The organism is Geobacillus sp. FSL W8-0026 (assembly GCF_037966255.1).
Taxonomy (GTDB): Bacteria; Bacillota; Bacilli; order Bacillales; family Anoxybacillaceae; genus Geobacillus; species Geobacillus icigianus.
Window position 1 is genome coordinate 2,995,633 of the sequence record NZ_CP150194.1, and the last position, 15,839, is coordinate 3,011,471.

The window sequence follows — 15,839 nt, forward strand, 5'->3', positions numbered from 1 at the left end:
AAGTCTGGAATTGGATGTATAAAAACAACGCCCCTTGGCCACAATGGAAGTATCCCCCGTTTTTTCATATACATTGAAGAGGATGCCGCCATTGGGCATCCTCCTTTTTTCGTTACAGCATCGGATGTTCTTCGAGATGCCGATAAATCTTTTCCACGAGTTCATCCGGCGTTTCGGCGCTGACAAACTCACCGTTGACGAGCGCAAACAGCGTTTCCGCACAGCGCGTGCAATAGCTTAGGCAACTGTATTCGATAATATCGAGATTCGGGTCTTTTTCAAGCTGTTCCATCGCCTCGTACGACCCGCTGGCTAAGTTGCTGATGCAAAATTCGATGATTGGCAAAACCATGCGCATGTTCACCTTCCTGTTTCCCATCGTAGCCGTTTTGCCGCGCGCCGTCAATGAACATGCTTGTCGGGCAAGGAGTGGGCGGAAAAATTATTGTTCTTTTGTCACAATTTCGTTATACTTTTTTATGGCATAAGCGGCTTACGAAACTGGACAAAAGGGGATTTTTAACCATGAGACAACTTGTACTGCTCGGCGGAGGATACGGCAATATGCGGATTTTGCAACGCCTCCTCCCAGATCATGTGCCAAACGGCATTCATATTATCCTCATTGACCGCGTTCCATACCATTGTTTAAAAACGGAATATTACGCCTTGGCTGCAGGAACGGTCAGTGACCACCATATTCGCGTCCCGTTTCCGGAACATCCGCAGCTGACGTACGAGTTTGGCGAAGTCGTCTCCATTGACCTTGACAACCAGATCGTTCACCTGAAAGACGAGCGCAGCGTCCGTTATGACGAGCTGGTGATCGGATTGGGCTGTGAGGACAAGTACCATGGGGTGCCAGGCGCTGATCAATACACCTACAGCATTCAATCGATCGACAAAGCGCGCGCCGCTTACGAAGCGCTGAACAACTTGCCGCCCAAGTCGACCGTCGGCATCGTCGGCGCCGGCCTGAGCGGCGTGGAGTTGGCCAGCGAGCTCGCCGAAAGCCGCCCTGATTTGCACATTAAACTGTTTGACCGCGGCGAGCGCATTTTGCCGATGTTTCCAAAACGGCTGAGCGATTATGTCGAAAGCTGGTTCGACGAACACAAGGTTGAGATCATTCGCCACTCCAACGTGACGAAAGTTGAGCCGGGCGTGCTGTACAACCACGATGAACCGGTGCCGTGCGACGTCATCGTCTGGACGGCCGGCATCCAGCCGAACCGCGTCGTCCGCGAACTCAACGTGGAAAAGGACAAGCAAGGCCGCGTCATCTTGACGAAACGGCACCATATCCCCGGCTATGAAAACGCCTACGTCGTCGGCGACTGTGCGAGCCTACCGCATTCGCCGAGCGCCCAGCTCGCCGAAGCGCAAGCCGAACAAATCGTCCAAGTGCTGCAAAAGCGCTGGAACGGCGAAGAGCCGCCAAGCGAATTCCCGCCGATTAAGCTGAAAGGCATTCTCGGCTCGCTCGGGAAAAAACACGGCTTCGGCCTTGTGGCAGACCGCCCGCTCACTGGACGGGTGCCGCGCCTGTTAAAATCGGGCGTTCTTTGGATGTATAAACACCACAACGGCTATTAAGCCTTGCGCGGCTGTCCATAAAATGGCAGGCGCAAAGCAGCAGGTTCAGTGAGAACGCGTGCTGGCAACCGACACCGACCCATCATCGTCGAAATCTTATGGCCGATCCGGCAGCGGACCAAAGGGTTAGGCGATATTTCTAACGACAGTATGAGCAGCTCTTGTCGCCGACCGGGCGGCTGACCAAACGCGAAGGCGGCGGGGACCTCCCCGCCGTCCGTTCGCTTTCCTCCCCATGCGCCGCCGCTATAACGAACGGTAGCCGTATTTTTCCATTTCTGCGCAAATGGTCTTCAGCCGCGGATTGCCTTCCGCCACCACCGTTCCTTCGATCACCACGACCGGATACACCCAATCTTCTTCAACGATCGTTTGCGCCAACGCCCGTTTTCGTTCATCATCGGCAGGAGGGTGAAAAATATCGACGTAGACCATCCGGAACGGCTGATCGGGATACTTGCGGCGCAACGCCGCTTCGAGCCACTCATACGTCTCTTTCGATGACGGCAGCTGCACGCAAGCCGGGCAAAGGACGTCAGCCCCGTAAACACAAATTTCAACCGCTTGAAACGCCATCATTGTCACCCTTTATGCAAGCAAAATTTATCATTAGATTTTTTCCCCTGTCACGATTATAATAAAAAGTAAGGAAAGGAGTCGATGGAAATGACGGACCAAGAAATCAAAGAACAAGTGCAAGAAGTGTTGGATAAACTTCGTCCGTTCCTGCTTCGCGACGGGGGCGACTGCGAGCTCGTAGACGTAGAGGACGGCGTGGTCAAGCTCCGCCTTCTCGGCGCATGCGGCAGCTGCCCGAGCTCGACGATCACGTTAAAAGCCGGGATCGAACGCGCGCTGTTTGAAGAAGTGCCGGGCGTCGTCGAAGTAGAGCAAGTATTCTAAAGCGGAACATCCGAACAGCTCGCCGCTGTTCGGATGTTTTTTTGTCCTCCTACGGCATCCGACGACGAGAAAGCGTAACGGACCGCCCCGTTTTCGTTCCCGCTCCAAAGACAAAGACCCTTATCGACCCTCGGCGTGCGCGAAGAGGAGGCGGACGGCGGTCGGTTCTCCCAACGCCGAAAAAACCCTCACGCTTCCAGCGCGAGCTTGTAGACGCGGCTGCCGTGCGGCTCAACGGCCAGCTTGGCGACTTCGCAACCGGGAAAATGCGGCCGCAGCCGCTCGGCAAGACGAGCGCCGTCCCCTCGTTCCGCAAAAACGAGCACCGTCGGCCCCGCCCCGCTTAGCGCCGCGCCGATCGCCCCGTATTCGAGAGCGAGCGCCTCCGCCCGCTCAAGCTCGGGAACGAGCGGTTTCCGGTACGGCTGATGAAACAGATCGGCCGCCATCATGCGGCCGGCAAGCCGCCAGTTTTTTGTCAGCAGCGCCGCAACGAACACATTGCTGATGGCGCTCGCCTCGACGGTCCGCTGCCTCGTCCATTGTTCAGGCAGCTGCCCGCGCGCTTTTTTCGTCTCCAACTCATAGGCTGGGATCAATGCCACCATTTCAATGTCCACATCGGGAAGATGAACGACATCCACACCTTCCTCGCGGTAGCAGCCGATGACCAGCCCTCCGTACAGCGAAGCGCCGACATTGTCCGGATGGCCCTCATAGCGGGTGGCCAGTTCCATCTTTTGTTCGCGCGACAATCCTAGTTCAAGTAGCGCATCGGCCAGCTCGATGCCGGCGACGACCGCCGCCGCGCTGCTGCCGAGCCCGCGTGTGAGCGGAATGTCGCTGGACACTTCCACTTCGCAGCTCGGCAGGCGCCGGCCGTAAACATCCGCCGTTTCGGCCGCCGCTTGATACACCAAATTGTCGGTTCCGCGCGGGATGCCGCTCACCTCGGCCGTTTTCGGCACAAAGGACCACGCCTCCGCCAAGCGGACATCAAGCGTTAAGTAACGGGAAACGGCGAGCCCGATCGAGTCAAACCCGGGTCCTAAGTTCGCCGTGCTCCCCGGAACGACGATCTTCAACATCTCGTCTTCTTTCATGCGCGGACAACCCCTTGCAAATGCTCTAAGACAACTTGTTCATCGTTCGGCAGCACGATCGGTTCGATCGCCGCGGTCTCCAAGGCGATGGCCGGGTCTTTCAAGCCATTGCCAGTGAGAACGGCGACAACGAGGCTGCCGCGCTCGATTTCATTCCGCTCGCGCTGCTTGATGACCCCGGCGATCGCCGCGCATGACGCCGGCTCAGCAAAAACGCCTTCCGTGCGGGCAAGCCGCTGATAGGCCGCCAAAATCTCGGCATCGCTCACTTCATCGATTTTTCCGCCTGATTCGTTCGCCGCCTCGACCGCTTTCTGCCAGCTCGCCGGATTGCCGATGCGGATCGCCGTCGCGATCGTTTCCGGCTGTTCAATCACTTGATTGCGGACGATCGCCGCCGCCCCTTCCGCTTCAAAGCCGCGCATTTGCGGCAACCCTGTTCCTTTTGCTTCGTGATACTCCTTAAACCCTTTCCAATAGGCGGTGATGTTGCCGGCGTTGCCGACCGGAATGGCGAGCACGTCCGGCGCGCGCCCAAGCTGATCGCACACTTCAAACGCTGCCGTTTTTTGCCCTTCGATCCGGTACGGGTTGACGGAGTTGACGAGCGTAATCGGCGCCGTTTCGCTCAGCCGACGCACCATGCTGAGCGCTTCGTCGAAATTGCCGTCGATCGCAAAAATCTCCGCCCCGTACATGGCGGCTTGCGCCAGTTTGCCAAGGGCGATCTTTCCGTTCGGGATGACGACAAGGCAGCGCAGCCCAGCGCGCGCTGCATACGCGGCGGCGGAAGCGGACGTATTGCCGGTGGAGGCGCAAATGATCGTATGGCTTCCTTCCTCTTTCGCCTTCGCCACCGCCATCACCATGCCGCGATCTTTAAACGACCCGGTTGGGTTCGCTCCTTCCACTTTGACGTACAGCGTAATCCCGAGCTCTTCCGACAACCGCGGCAACGGGATGAGCGGAGTGTTTCCTTCACAAAGCGACAGCCTTGGCGTTGCTTCAGTCAGCGGCAAAAAGTCGCCGTACGCGTCAAGCAGCCCTCTCCATGTCATCACCGTTTCTCCCCTTCCACCCGATACGAACTTTGCACCCGCTCGACGATTTCCAAATCGCCCAGCTGCTGCAAAATCTCTTCGTAGTCTTGCTGCGAAGCATCATGCGTGACGATGACGATTTCGGCGAGGCCGTTTTCCTTCATCGGCAGCTGCAAAATCTTTTCAAAGCTCACTCCGCGCTTGGAAAACAGCGTCGTAATTTTGGCAAACGCCCCCACTTGGTCTTTCACGTGAATGCGCAAAAAGTATTTCGAGAAAATTTCCGTTGGAGCTTTCAACTGTTTTTCATATTGCGGCGCAACGGCATAGCGACCGTTGACGCCAAGGCGCATATTTTTCATCACCGCGACCAAGTCGGAGACGACCGCCGTCGCCGTCGGCAAGCTGCCGGCGCCCGGCCCGTAGAACATCGTTTCTCCGACCGCTTCGCCGTAAACGTACACAGCGTTATATTCATTCTGGACGGACGCGAGCGGATGCGAATCGGGCAAAAACGTCGGCTGAACGCTGACTTCCACCTTGCTTCCATCGCGCTGGGCGATGCCGATCAGCTTCATCGTATAGCCGAGCCGCTTCCCGTAATTTAAATCCTCCTCCGTCACTTCTGTGATGCCTTTCGCGTTAACATCGTCCAAATCGATATCCATGGAAAAGCCAAGGCGGGCCAAAATCGCCATCTTCCGCGCCGCATCGAGCCCTTCGACGTCCGACGTCGGATCGGCTTCCGCGAACCCGAGCGCTTGCGCTTCGGCGAGCGCCGCTTCATAAGAGGCGCCGTTTTGCGCCATGTTCGTCAAAATGTAATTCGTCGTCCCATTGACAATGCCCATGAGCTTCGTAATCCGGTCCGACGCCAGTCCATCCACTAAGCTGCGCAAAATCGGAATGCCGCCGGCGACGCTCGCTTCATAGAACAAATCGCAATGATGCTCCGCCGCCACCCGGAGCAACTCTGAACCGTACACCGCCATTAAATCTTTGTTCGCCGTCACCACATGTTTTCCTTGGCGCAACGCCCGCAGCAGCAGCTCCTTCGTCTCCTCAATGCCGCCCATCACTTCGATGATGACGTCCACCTCCGGATCGTCGATCACCTCGGCGGCGCTCGTCGTCAGCAGCGCCGGATCGACCTCGACATCGCGCGGTTTGTTGACGTCGCGGACAAGAATTTTCTTCACCTTGACTGGACATCCGACTTGATGCATCAGCTTCTCCTGATGGTTTTCAATGATTTTGACCACGCCGCTGCCAACGGTCCCTAATCCTAACAAGCCAACTAAAATCGGTTTTTCCATCTTCCCCGCCCCTTCTGTTTACCCACAGTAGACATTTGTATTTTTATAGTAGACATTATAAAAGACGGCCAGCCGTTTGGCAACAAAAATTTTTGCGGCGACCGATTTACCGGCGCCAGCTGCCTCCCAACGCAGAAAAGTTATGACGGCCGATTCACCGGTGTTAACGGCGGCCGCCCTTCAAGCACAGCGATGATGTTGTCGCGCGCCAACGCCATCATCGCCCGCCGCGTTTCGTACGTGGCGCTGCCGATATGCGGCAAGGCGACAACGTTCGGAAGCGAAACGAGCGGATGGGCGGGATCCACTGGTTCTTTTTCAAACACATCGAGCCCGGCCGCCGCGATCTCTCCATGAACGAGCGCCTCATACAGCGCCTGTTCATCGACGACCGCCCCGCGCGCCGCATTGATGAAAACCGCTGATCGTTTCATCCGCCGAAACGCCTCGCGGTTGAACAAACGACGCGTCTCCGGGGTGAGCGGCGTCAAGCAGACGACAAAATCGCTCTCCGCAAGCAGATCGGCAAACGGCCGGTAGATGGCGCCAAGCTCCGCTTCCGCTTCCGGGCGGCGGGAACGGTTGTAATACAGCACGTTCATGTCAAACCCTTTCGCCCGCTTCGCCACCGCCTGGCCGATGTTTCCCATGCCGACGATGCCGATCGTTTTATGGTGGACATCGGCGCCCGCAAGCAAAAATGGGCTCCAGCTTTTCCATTTCCCTTCTTTCAAAAATTCAGCCGCTTCGACGAGGCGGCGAGCGGTGGCTAACAGCAGCGCGAACGTCAAATCGGCCGTCGTATCAGTCAGCACGTCCGGCGTGTTGCATACGACGATGCCGCGCCGAGTCGCTGCCGGCACATCAATATTGTCATAACCGACCCCCATGTTGGCGACCACTTTCAGCTCCGCTCCCGCTGACAGCACCTGTTCACCAATCGGATCGGACACCATCGGCAAAAGGGCCGCCGCCCGCTTTGCTTTTTCCACGAGCACATCGTTTGGCACCGCCACGTCCTCATGCGGCCACATCTCCACTTCAGCGATAGCCGAAAGCGGGGCCACAACATCCTCTGGCAGTTTGCGCGTAATAAAGACGCACGGCTTCGTCATGATGCCACTCCTTCTTCGTTTTTTCTAAATCTTATCACAACTCCGGCGGAAAAAAAACGGGAAGTTGTCCCCCCATAGCCCCGCCCATCCTTCCGTTTTCCAGCGGCCAAGCGCGCCGGGACTCACCTTGAATGAACGAAAGCACCGCTTCTGGCAAGCAGACGCCAACCAGTCCTCCCGCCTCACCCGGCGCTCAAATGAAGCCAACGGCGGTCAACGAAACAGCGGGCGCCAGCGCCGCGGCCCCCGCTCTCCTTTCTACGCCGGCGGCAGCCACTCGACCGCCGGCAGACGCACGCGTTCGGCGATGCCGGCAATCTCGGCAAACGAAGCTAAAAATCGCTCATACTCGTGCGAGCCGCCGAGCAGCCGCCGCAATTCCTCCTCGCGGCGCGTTCGTTCCTGTCCATCCGCTGTCAAATAGTACGCCTCCACACACTCGAAATACGGAAGCGGAAACAACAAGCGGGCGTAAACAAGCCGCCAAGCAAACGGCGACAGCGGCGACACGTGCCCGTAGTCTTGGAAAAACCGGCGCACCTCCTGCCGGCATTCCAGCCCGTGCCGCCGATACAAATCACGCACCCATTCAGCCAAATCGCGGGCGCAATGGTCGTACACCCAATCGGTCGGCAGCTTCACCTCGGCCCCTTCGATCCAGCCAGCCTGAGGCAGCCGCTCGTGGCAAAACGCGGCGTAATCAACGCGAAGCGGCTCCTCATCGAGTTCCGTATCGGCCACATATTGGACGGCGTTTTCCGCCAACCCTACATAATACGGGAACGACTCGATAAACAGCCGGTCAAACGGCGACGCCGGGCCGTTTGCCACCATGTTCGTCCAAAACGCCTCCATTTGGTCGATCCGCTTCGCCCACAGCTCCCGCCATTGGCCGATGCGCCGGCAAACCGTAATGGGCAGCGGGCAAGAGCGCCCGTATTCGTGCAGCAAAGCAAGCTCTCGGCCGAGCCGGCGCAGGCGCACGGGCGGAAGCGGCGCGCGGATGAGCGCCATCGGCCGTCCCTCATAGACGGCAAGATACGTTTCGGCTTTTGTTTTCACCAGCTCCCCGACGCCGTTCACCCCTTTGGCCCGCAAATAGCGGCTGATGTGCTGGCGCTCTTCCATCTCCGCTTCGCTCCGCCCGTCAGCGGGAACGAGAAGAAAGCGTTCTTGCTGCCCCCAGATCACGGTCTGCCTCCCTTTTGGCTCCAGCCGCTCAACGCGCACTCCATACTCGCTATGCACCCATTGTTCCATGGACCTTCCTCCTTATTCGCGTCCATATTGACTCGAAAACCGCTTGCCCCCTCTTCATCCCCCAACCGTTTCCGCATTGGGGAAAAAGCGCTTGCCCTTCCTTATCTCTCCGTCCGCTTCCTTGTTGGCCGAAACTTGCTTTCTCCTCCCCATCTCCACGCTCGTTTCCGCATTGGGGAAAAAGCGCTTGACCTTGGATCCCGTTCTAGCGACGCTGCTCGGCCGAGCAGCCCCCATTTCTTCTCCAACCGGCCGCCGACAGTCGTCTCGTCCGGCGGAAAGCGAAAAGCCTCACCGCTTTGTTTGGCCGCCGTTCAGCGCCGCGCAGCCAAACAGCCGAAGCGAGCTCGATTCTCTGCCCGTCAAGGCAGCCTTTTAGATCGGCCACCAAAGGGGCTATTGTTTATATATGCGGCCGGCTGAGCATTTTTCTTTATATGACGGACTGTTTTATGAGATGATACATATATATAAAACGACTTTTCAAAAGAAACAGGTGACATGTGATGAGCGAAGGCATGATGAATCAGTTGGAACAAACCGCTCGGCGTTGGCTCGAGGAGCGGGGCGTAACGGTGGAAAAAATCGCCGAACTCGTCTATTATTTGCAATCGAAATACCATCCGGATTTGACGATGGACGAGTGCATCGAAAACGTGAACCGCGTCATTTCAAAGCGCGAAGTGCAAAACGCCATTTTAACCGGCATTCAGCTCGACCGGCTCGCTGAGGCCGGACGGCTCGATGAACCGCTGCAATCGATCATCCACCGCGATGAAGGGCTGTATGGCGTCGATGAAATTTTGGCGCTGTCGATCGTCAACGTCTACGGATCGATCGGCTTTACCAACTACGGATACATTGACAAACAAAAACCGGGCATCCTGCAATACTTAAACGATAAATCAACCGGCAAATGCAACACGTTTTTAGACGACATCGTCGGTGCCATTGCCGCGGCGGCGTCAAGCCGTTTGGCGCACCGGGCCGCCAACGCCGAATAATGGATCGCCACGCCCCGGCACGCTCGGCTGATGGCCGTCTTTTCCCGCGCATCCGATGATAAGCAAACGCCGCTTTGCCAAAAAAGGCAAAGCGGCGTTGTTTACAGGCGCTCCATCCACTCTACCAGCGAATCGGCCGTATACGTCGGCTGCCGCTCATAGCGGGCGAGCATCTCTTTCGTCGTCACGCCCGTATGGACTAAAAGCGTATCGATGCCGGCGTTCATGCCCGCTACTATGTCGGTTTCGTAATAATCGCCGATCATGAGCACGTCCGCTTTCGGAACGCCGAGCACGTTGAGCGCCTGCTCCATAATGATTTTTTCCGGCTTGCCGATAAACGTCGGCTTCACTTGCGTTGAAACGGCGACGACCGATGTAATGGCCCCGTTTCCCGGCAATAGCCCGCGCTCGGTCGGCAAAGCGATGTCCCCGTTTGTGGAAATGAACATCGCGCCGTTGCGGACAGCAAGGCAAGCGACGGCGAGCTTCTCGTATGTCAGTTGCCGGTCGATGCCGATGACGACGACATCCGCGTCCTCGCCGGCAAAGCGAAACCCTTTGTCCGCCAAAGCCGTGCGGATTCCTTCTTCGCCGATGACATAAACGGACGCGCCTGGCTTTTGTTCAAAAATGTAGTTGGCGGTTGCTTGGCTTGTCGTAAAGACGTGCCTCTCTTCCGCCGGCACGCCGAATGACCGCAGTTTTTCCGCCACCTGCGCCGGCGTGCGCGATGAGTTGTTGGTGACGAACAAATACGGAATGCCGCGGCGGTGCAGTTCATTGACAAACTCGCGCGCTTCGGCGATACATTCCGTGCCGCGGTACATCGTTCCATCCAGATCAATCAAATAGCCGTTGTAACGTTTCATAACCTCTGTTCCTTTCTTTTCCATGATAGGCGGCCGCCGCGCCAGTCTGTTCGGATCGCCTTGAGCCGGCGAGAACGCCGCGCTTCCTCTCCCAATGCTCGCGCTGCCGCAAGCCCGCGGATCCACCGCTTCTGTCTTTCCCCATTCCGCCGCGCCGGCGTCCAACGCGAAGACAACCGGCGCACGCCGATGGATGTCGCCGTCCGATCAATTGCGAAACGCCGACACCGGGCCGAGCTCGCTTTCGAGATAATCGCGCACCGCTTTCGGGTACGCTTCCAACGCCGGCAAATGGGCATCCAAGCTGGCGCGCAGTTTGGCGTGATCAACAGCGGTGTAGTCGTGAACGAGCATTTTCCGGTGAGCGATGAACGCTTTCAGCTGTTCGGCGTCCGCCGGGGCAATCACCCGTTCATCAGTCAAAATGTCAATAATGTCATTGTAGCTGCCTGGGTCGCGCATAATAAAGCCGTCAATCATGGCATTGCCGACGTCCAAAACGGCTTCGATGAGGACATGAGCGATTCGCTCGAGCGCCAGCCGCTCTAACGGTTCTTCCCAATGCCGCTGCGCCTTGTAACGCTCGAGCATTTGCTCGATGCAGCGCAGCCGATCTTCCAGTTTTTTGCGGTCAACAAAATACATCGCTGTTCCCTCCTTCGTCTCGTTTGCCCTGCTGAAAAAAGACGGAATCCCCACCGTCCGGCCAGTGGCGGGACGGACATCGCCACTTCTTCCTCCGTCCGCTCCCGTTTTCGACGCTTGTTTGCTATGATGATAACGAAGGGAGCGAAAGGGGGAGCAAAAGATGAGCGAACGGTTTTATTTGTATGACGAAACGGTTGAAGCGGCGGTGCGCTTCGTCAGCTTTGCCGGCGAAAACCGACGGTTCGATTTGGCGCTTGTGGAAACGGACCGGTTTTACGGAAAATGGCTCGTGCTCGACTTGCAGAGCAACCGCTTCGCGATTCTCGGCAATGATGATTTGGCCGAGCCGGGCTATTTGGAACGCACATACGAGCTAAAGATCGAAGAGGCCGACGAGTTGCGCGCCTTTTTGCGTGAATGTCTTTCATAACCTTCCTCGGTTTGGGGCATCTTATGAACCAACCCGGCAGCAAGGAAGGTGAGGCGAATGGCGGAACGGGAAACATATGCCGATGTTTCCACCGTCGAGAAACAGCGCAATTTCTTAACGGCCGAGGAATTTCCCGAAGGGCCGTACGGATCGCCGTACCGCGCGGACGCGCCGGTCGAAAATAAAAGCACACCGTGGCGGGAAGGGCAGCGACCTTACAGCGCCTTCAACTATGAATTCAAATCGCTGCACCAAAACATTCCAAGGCGCGATCCGGCCGCGCACCCGCCGCACGACGACCCACGCGAAAGCGAACAGTTCCCGTACAACGAAGGGGAATGACGAAGCAGCCGCCCGCCCCGGAGCGGCTGCTTCGCTTGTCCGCCCGTCAGCGCCGCGACATGGCGGCTTCACCGCTTCACTTTACGGAGCACAAAATAAGCGCAGCCGAAGTTGCAATATTCATACAAATATTCCGACAACGTGCTGATTTTCGTATCATGCGTCGCTTTTTGATTGTGGTCGTCAAAAAATCCGCGCAGCCGCAGCTGATTGTATCCCCAGTCGCCGACAATGTAGTCATACTTCGCCAAAATATCAGCGTACCGGGCGCGAAAGGCTTCTTCGTTAAAGGCGTTTTTCACATTTTCCACCAGCTCGTAACAATGGTTGTTGATGCAAATCACGGGAGTTCACCTCGCCTTTCCACTTCCATCATAAACGATGCACGACACCCAATCAATGACGGTTATGAAACGCCGCGACGCGTGCCACCCTAAAAGCGAAGGGGGTGCTGACGATGAGACGACCATGGTGGGCCGCTCTGTTCGGAACGGCTCTTGTCTTGAGCGGCTGCGCACAAACCGCCCAAGACGACAATACCAAAGTCTATAAGCGAAGCGGGAATACCATCAACGTCACCGACCGCAACGAACTGTACAATGAAAACGGAGTGCCCAACGGCGATGACACGCCGATGAACAACTTCGGCTACGTCCGCCATCAAAAAAGCCCGATTGCTGGCGACGCCAACGGCTATAACGACATGCCGTCCTTCAACCGCGAAAAAGCGGCCGATTTGATCAGCAAACTGTGCACCCAGCTGCCGGGTGTCAAGGACGTCGCGACGCTCGTCACGGATGAGGAAGTGCTCGTCGTTTATGACGCCGACACGAACAACCGGCAGCAGACCGCTGACCAAGTCAAAAAGACGGCGCTGTCTGTCGTGCCTCGCTACTATCACGTCTACATCGCCGACAATCCGCAGCTGATGAAAGACATTGAACGCTTCGGGCGCCTAGACTCAAACACGCGCAACATCGATCAGATTCTTGACGCCACCATCCAGCGGATGTTGAAATATCCGCAAGGAGCGAAGCTAAGTGACGGCGAAAACGAAAACGGCGAAATGATCAACGAAATGAACGACCGACTCGATCGCGATTTCCGCGACGGAACGCCGCGGACGACAAAAATGGGGCAATAACCCTCACGCTTTTCGATCGCCTAACCGCTTGCCGCGGAAAGAAAACGGTCTGCCTTTTTCCAAAAGAGGCACGACCGTTTCTTTTCGCCTATTCGCCGCCCGCGGGCGCCAGCCGCTTGAACCTAGGCCTTCAGCTGCCGAGCTTTCGCCGCTTCGTTCACCTGCTCATCGGCATGATACGAGGAGCGGACGAGTGGACCCGCCTCGCAATGACTGAACCCTTTGCTTAATGCGATCTCTTTCAGCTCCCGAAACTCATCGGGATGGTAGTACTTCACCACTTTCAAATGTTTTTTCGTCGGCTGCAAATACTGACCGATCGTCAAAATGTCGACATGGTTGGCGCGCAGATCGTCCATGGCCTCGATGATCTCCTCTTTCGTTTCCCCAAGGCCGACCATGATGCTCGATTTCGTCGGGATGTCAGGCTGCAGCTCTTTCGCCCGCCGCAAAAACTCAAGCGACCGTTCGTACGTCGCCCGCGCGCGCACTCTTGGCGTCAAGCGGCGCACCGTTTCAATGTTATGATTCAAAATGTCCGGTCGGGCATCCATCAGCGTCTTCAAGTTTTCGTACACCCCGCCCATGTCGGACGGCAGCACTTCAATCGTCGTAAACGGGTTTTTTCGCCGGATGGCGCGCACCGTTTCGGCAAACACGGCCGCACCTCCGTCTTTCAAATCATCGCGCGCCACCGCGGTGACGACGACGTGTTTTAAGTTCATGATGCGCACCGATTCGGCGACGCGTTCCGGTTCCTGCCAGTCGAGTTCGGTCGGCAAGCCGGTTTTGACGGCGCAAAAGCGGCAGGCGCGCGTGCAGACGCTGCCTAAAATCATAAACGTGGCCGTCCGCCGCACAGCCCAGCATTCGTGAATGTTCGGGCACTTCGCTTCCTCGCAGACAGTATGTAAACGGTGTTCCCGCATCAACTTCTTCAATCCGACGTAGTTCTCGTTCGTATTTAATTTGATTTTCAACCAATCCGGCTTGCGGATGTGTTCTTCTTTCGTCGCCATCGTTCTCACTCCAGTTAGATCGTTATTCATTTCTCATTATAATGAAAAGCTCGCGAAAAGACAAAAAAATCGCCGTCCGACTGCCTTCCTCCTTTTTACACCGCTTGCTTCTTGGCGCCAAAGGGCGAGTGCGCTTAGTCCTACAAATTTTGGCATTGATGAATTCCTTCTTTCTCCCCAAACTAAAGGATAGGAGACGAGCGGAAAAGGGGGGATCCACGTGCACCGATGGCTACTGGCCCTATGGGTGGTGGCGATATTGTTCATCGCCGCCGGCGCCGCGGCCGCAGCTGAAAATAATGAAGAAGACGTTTATGAACGACGCATGGAGCTGTATAAAAAAGCGGAAGCCGTTTCACTCATTCCATGGTATTACTTTGCGGCCATTGACCAATACGAGCGAAACGTCCGCCAAGTGCGCCGCGATTTGCCCAAACCAACCGGCGTCCTTGGTATTTACATCAGGCCGGATATATGGGCTGGGCCGCTGAACAAAAACTCGCATGATACGAATCCGTTCACCATCTCCCAGTTTGGCGGCCTCGGGATAGATGGGAACGGGGATGGGAACGCGCGCGCTGACGACGATGAAGATGTCATCATGGCGATGGCCCGCTATTTGCAGACGTACGGCATTGATCACCGCCAGATCAAAATCGCGCTTTGGAACTATTACCAGCGCGCCAAGACGGTCGACCTGATTTTAGGAAAAGTAAAAATTTATAAAAAGTATCAGACATTACAATTGGACAACCATGTGTTTCCTCTTCCGCTGCGGGCGAATTACAGCTACCGCGACACATGGGGTGACGCGCGCGGCTGGGGTGGGCGCCGCATCCATGAGGGAACAGACATTTTCGCTGGCTACGGGGTTCCGGTCCGCTCGACGTGCTACGGCATCGTCGAATTGAAAGGCTGGAACAACTACGGCGGCTGGCGCGTCGGCATCCGCGACATCAACAACACGTACCATTATTTCGCCCACTTAAACGGGTTTACCGCCCAGTTACGCGAGGGGCAAATCGTCGAGCCGGGAACGATCATCGGCTCGGTCGGCAGCTCCGGTTACGGCCCGCCCGGCACGGCCGGAAAATTCCCGCCCCATCTTCATTACGGGATGTACAAAGACAACGGCTACACCGAGTGGGCGTTCGACCCCTATCCACATTTGAAAGCGTGGGAACGGGCCGAGCGGCAGCAACAAAAACGGCGCTGATCGCCCGTTCGGCCGATGGGCCGAACCGTGGCGCAGCGCCGTTCACCTCGTTCCGTGAGCGCGTTGCTTTTTCACTTCACCGCCATGCAATGGCTCTTTCGCTTCGCCGCCTCACCCATGGCGTCAATGCCCGCCCAAATACGCCTGCTTCACTTGCTCGCTCGCCTGCAACTCAGCCGCCGTTCCCGACAACACGACGCGGCCCGATTCGAGGACATAGGCGCGATCGGCGATCGAGAGCGCCATATGGGCGTTTTGCTCGACAAGCAAAATCGTCGTTCCCGACGCATTGATTTCCTGGATGATGCGAAAAATCGTCTTGACAAGCAGCGGCGCGAGCCCCATCGACGGTTCGTCAAGCAAAAGCAGCTTCGGACGAGCCATGAGCGCGCGGCCGATGGCAAGCATTTGCTGCTCGCCGCCCGAGAGCGTGCCGGCCAATTGCTTGCGCCGCTCCTCAAGGCGCGGAAACAGCTGAAAAACGTTGGCAAAATCTTGTTGAATGCCGACTTTGTCTTTGCGCAAAAACGCACCGAGCTCCAAATTTTCCTCGACCGTCATGTTGGCAAACACGCGGCGCCCTTCCGGCACGTGGGAAATGCCTTGCTTCACGATCGTCTGCGCCGCCTTGCCGGCGATCGAGGCCCCTTCGTAGACGATGTCGCCGTTTTTCGGCTTCAACAGCCCGGAGATGGTTTTCAGCAGCGTCGTTTTTCCCGCGCCGTTTGCGCCGATCAGCGTGACGATTTCGCCTTTGTTTACCTCAAGCGACACGCCTTTTAAGGCATGAATATTGCCGTAAAACACATCGATGCCATTCACGTTCAGCAT

Annotated in this window: 19 protein-coding genes; 7 read left to right on the forward strand and 12 right to left on the reverse strand. The window is 56.8% G+C overall.

The features are described 5' to 3' along the window. Positions 1–112: 112 nt before the first annotated feature. Positions 113–352 carry a YuzB family protein gene (locus NST29_RS15025; RefSeq protein WP_033018740.1) on the reverse strand — a complete coding sequence of 80 codons (240 nt, stop codon included), beginning with the start codon at positions 350–352 and terminating at the stop codon, positions 113–115. A gap of 173 nt (positions 353–525) precedes the next feature. Between NST29_RS15025 and NST29_RS15030 the strand changes: the two genes are divergently transcribed. Further along, entirely contained in the window at positions 526–1,596 is a 1,071-nt protein-coding gene (locus NST29_RS15030) for an NAD(P)/FAD-dependent oxidoreductase (protein WP_033018741.1), read from the forward strand. A gap of 246 nt (positions 1,597–1,842) precedes the next feature. On the opposite strand, the gene NST29_RS15035 is transcribed toward NST29_RS15030, so the two are convergent. Continuing rightward, a complete protein-coding gene (locus tag NST29_RS15035; RefSeq protein ID WP_061912062.1) occupies positions 1,843–2,172 on the reverse strand; it encodes a YuzD family protein in 330 nt (109 codons plus the stop codon). An 84-nt stretch (positions 2,173–2,256) separates the two neighbouring features. Between NST29_RS15035 and NST29_RS15040 the strand changes: the two genes are divergently transcribed. Further along, positions 2,257–2,499 (forward strand): NifU family protein, encoded by a 243-nt coding sequence (locus NST29_RS15040; protein ID WP_011232431.1) that lies wholly within the window; start codon positions 2,257–2,259, stop codon positions 2,497–2,499. 188 nt (positions 2,500–2,687) lie between these two features. Here the strand turns inward: NST29_RS15040 and thrB are convergent, their stop codons facing one another. The 5 genes from thrB to yutH form a co-directional block, all read right to left on the reverse strand. Continuing rightward, on the reverse strand, positions 2,688–3,602 hold the full coding sequence (gene thrB / locus NST29_RS15045; protein WP_061912063.1) for a homoserine kinase: 915 nt from the start codon (positions 3,600–3,602) through the stop codon (positions 2,688–2,690). After that, complete coding sequence (gene thrC, locus NST29_RS15050) at positions 3,599–4,660, reverse strand: threonine synthase (RefSeq protein ID WP_061912064.1); 1,062 nt, start codon at positions 4,658–4,660, stop codon at positions 3,599–3,601. Before thrC ends, thrB begins: the two co-directional genes overlap by 4 nt. Then, positions 4,660–5,958, reverse strand: a complete 1,299-nt coding sequence (locus tag NST29_RS15055; protein ID WP_033018745.1) for a homoserine dehydrogenase — start codon at positions 5,956–5,958, stop codon at positions 4,660–4,662. Before NST29_RS15055 ends, thrC begins: the two co-directional genes overlap by 1 nt. A gap of 140 nt (positions 5,959–6,098) precedes the next feature. Further along, positions 6,099–7,073: a D-glycerate dehydrogenase gene (locus NST29_RS15060; RefSeq protein ID WP_033018746.1), complete on the reverse strand. Its 975-nt coding sequence runs from the start codon at positions 7,071–7,073 to the stop codon at positions 6,099–6,101. A 258-nt stretch (positions 7,074–7,331) separates the two neighbouring features. After that, a complete protein-coding gene (gene yutH / locus NST29_RS15065) occupies positions 7,332–8,333 on the reverse strand; it encodes a spore coat putative kinase YutH (RefSeq protein ID WP_033018748.1) in 1,002 nt (333 codons plus the stop codon). A 506-nt stretch (positions 8,334–8,839) separates the two neighbouring features. Here yutH and NST29_RS15070 point away from each other — a divergent pair. Continuing rightward, entirely contained in the window at positions 8,840–9,337 is a 498-nt protein-coding gene (locus tag NST29_RS15070; protein WP_033018750.1) for a phosphatidylglycerophosphatase A, read from the forward strand. Positions 9,338–9,438: 101 nt separating this feature from the next. Here the strand turns inward: NST29_RS15070 and NST29_RS15075 are convergent, their stop codons facing one another. Next, positions 9,439–10,209, reverse strand: coding sequence for a TIGR01457 family HAD-type hydrolase (locus NST29_RS15075; RefSeq protein WP_033018774.1), 771 nt, complete (start codon positions 10,207–10,209; stop codon positions 9,439–9,441). 207 nt (positions 10,210–10,416) lie between these two features. Then, positions 10,417–10,854 carry a DUF86 domain-containing protein gene (locus NST29_RS15080; RefSeq protein ID WP_033018752.1) on the reverse strand — a complete coding sequence of 146 codons (438 nt, stop codon included), beginning with the start codon at positions 10,852–10,854 and terminating at the stop codon, positions 10,417–10,419. Positions 10,855–11,017: 163 nt separating this feature from the next. On the opposite strand from NST29_RS15080, the gene NST29_RS15085 reads away from it, so the two are divergent. Together NST29_RS15085 and NST29_RS15090 are read left to right on the forward strand one after the other, a co-directional pair. Beyond that, positions 11,018–11,287: a DUF3055 domain-containing protein gene (locus NST29_RS15085; protein WP_033018753.1), complete on the forward strand. Its 270-nt coding sequence runs from the start codon at positions 11,018–11,020 to the stop codon at positions 11,285–11,287. A 57-nt stretch (positions 11,288–11,344) separates the two neighbouring features. Next, positions 11,345–11,629 carry a hypothetical protein gene (locus tag NST29_RS15090; RefSeq protein WP_033018754.1) on the forward strand — a complete coding sequence of 95 codons (285 nt, stop codon included), beginning with the start codon at positions 11,345–11,347 and terminating at the stop codon, positions 11,627–11,629. A 68-nt stretch (positions 11,630–11,697) separates the two neighbouring features. On the opposite strand, the gene NST29_RS15095 is transcribed toward NST29_RS15090, so the two are convergent. Continuing rightward, entirely contained in the window at positions 11,698–11,973 is a 276-nt protein-coding gene (locus NST29_RS15095) for a YutD family protein (RefSeq protein ID WP_033018755.1), read from the reverse strand. A gap of 113 nt (positions 11,974–12,086) precedes the next feature. Between NST29_RS15095 and NST29_RS15100 the strand changes: the two genes are divergently transcribed. Then, positions 12,087–12,773, forward strand: a complete 687-nt coding sequence (locus tag NST29_RS15100) for a YhcN/YlaJ family sporulation lipoprotein (protein ID WP_033018756.1) — start codon at positions 12,087–12,089, stop codon at positions 12,771–12,773. 122 nt (positions 12,774–12,895) lie between these two features. Here NST29_RS15100 and lipA read toward each other — a convergent pair whose 3' ends face one another. Beyond that, positions 12,896–13,792 (reverse strand): lipoyl synthase, encoded by an 897-nt coding sequence (lipA, locus tag NST29_RS15105; protein ID WP_033018758.1) that lies wholly within the window; start codon positions 13,790–13,792, stop codon positions 12,896–12,898. 220 nt (positions 13,793–14,012) lie between these two features. Between lipA and NST29_RS15110 the strand changes: the two genes are divergently transcribed. Further along, the gene (locus NST29_RS15110; protein WP_033843146.1) at positions 14,013–15,008 is read left to right on the forward strand and encodes a M23 family metallopeptidase; all 996 of its coding nucleotides are present in this window, start codon (positions 14,013–14,015) and stop codon (positions 15,006–15,008) included. 123 nt (positions 15,009–15,131) lie between these two features. Here the strand turns inward: NST29_RS15110 and NST29_RS15115 are convergent, their stop codons facing one another. Beyond that, positions 15,132–15,839 (reverse strand): ABC transporter ATP-binding protein, encoded by a 708-nt coding sequence (locus NST29_RS15115; RefSeq protein ID WP_033018759.1) that lies wholly within the window; start codon positions 15,837–15,839, stop codon positions 15,132–15,134.

What these genes read in the sequence shown, in the direction of transcription:
- NST29_RS15025 (WP_033018740.1), bottom strand. Translation starts at nt 352, where the DNA reads ATGGTTTTGCCAATCATCGAATTTTGCATCAGCAACTTAGCCAGCGGG.
- NST29_RS15030 (WP_033018741.1), top strand. Translation starts at nt 526, where the DNA reads ATGAGACAACTTGTACTGCTCGGCGGAGGATACGGCAATATGCGGATT.
- NST29_RS15035 (WP_061912062.1), bottom strand. Translation starts at nt 2,172, where the DNA reads ATGGCGTTTCAAGCGGTTGAAATTTGTGTTTACGGGGCTGACGTCCTT.
- NST29_RS15040 (WP_011232431.1), top strand. Translation starts at nt 2,257, where the DNA reads ATGGAAATGACGGACCAAGAAATCAAAGAACAAGTGCAAGAAGTGTTG.
- thrB (WP_061912063.1), bottom strand. Translation starts at nt 3,602, where the DNA reads ATGAAAGAAGACGAGATGTTGAAGATCGTCGTTCCGGGGAGCACGGCG.
- thrC (WP_061912064.1), bottom strand. Translation starts at nt 4,660, where the DNA reads ATGACATGGAGAGGGCTGCTTGACGCGTACGGCGACTTTTTGCCGCTG.
- NST29_RS15055 (WP_033018745.1), bottom strand. Translation starts at nt 5,958, where the DNA reads ATGGAAAAACCGATTTTAGTTGGCTTGTTAGGATTAGGGACCGTTGGC.
- NST29_RS15060 (WP_033018746.1), bottom strand. Translation starts at nt 7,073, where the DNA reads ATGACGAAGCCGTGCGTCTTTATTACGCGCAAACTGCCAGAGGATGTT.
- yutH (WP_033018748.1), bottom strand. Translation starts at nt 8,333, where the DNA reads ATGGAACAATGGGTGCATAGCGAGTATGGAGTGCGCGTTGAGCGGCTG.
- NST29_RS15070 (WP_033018750.1), top strand. Translation starts at nt 8,840, where the DNA reads ATGAGCGAAGGCATGATGAATCAGTTGGAACAAACCGCTCGGCGTTGG.
- NST29_RS15075 (WP_033018774.1), bottom strand. Translation starts at nt 10,209, where the DNA reads ATGAAACGTTACAACGGCTATTTGATTGATCTGGATGGAACGATGTAC.
- NST29_RS15080 (WP_033018752.1), bottom strand. Translation starts at nt 10,854, where the DNA reads ATGTATTTTGTTGACCGCAAAAAACTGGAAGATCGGCTGCGCTGCATC.
- NST29_RS15085 (WP_033018753.1), top strand. Translation starts at nt 11,018, where the DNA reads ATGAGCGAACGGTTTTATTTGTATGACGAAACGGTTGAAGCGGCGGTG.
- NST29_RS15090 (WP_033018754.1), top strand. Translation starts at nt 11,345, where the DNA reads ATGGCGGAACGGGAAACATATGCCGATGTTTCCACCGTCGAGAAACAG.
- NST29_RS15100 (WP_033018756.1), top strand. Translation starts at nt 12,087, where the DNA reads ATGAGACGACCATGGTGGGCCGCTCTGTTCGGAACGGCTCTTGTCTTG.
- lipA (WP_033018758.1), bottom strand. Translation starts at nt 13,792, where the DNA reads ATGGCGACGAAAGAAGAACACATCCGCAAGCCGGATTGGTTGAAAATC.
- NST29_RS15115 (WP_033018759.1), bottom strand. Translation starts at nt 15,839, where the DNA reads ATGCTGAACGTGAATGGCATCGATGTGTTTTACGGCAATATTCATGCC.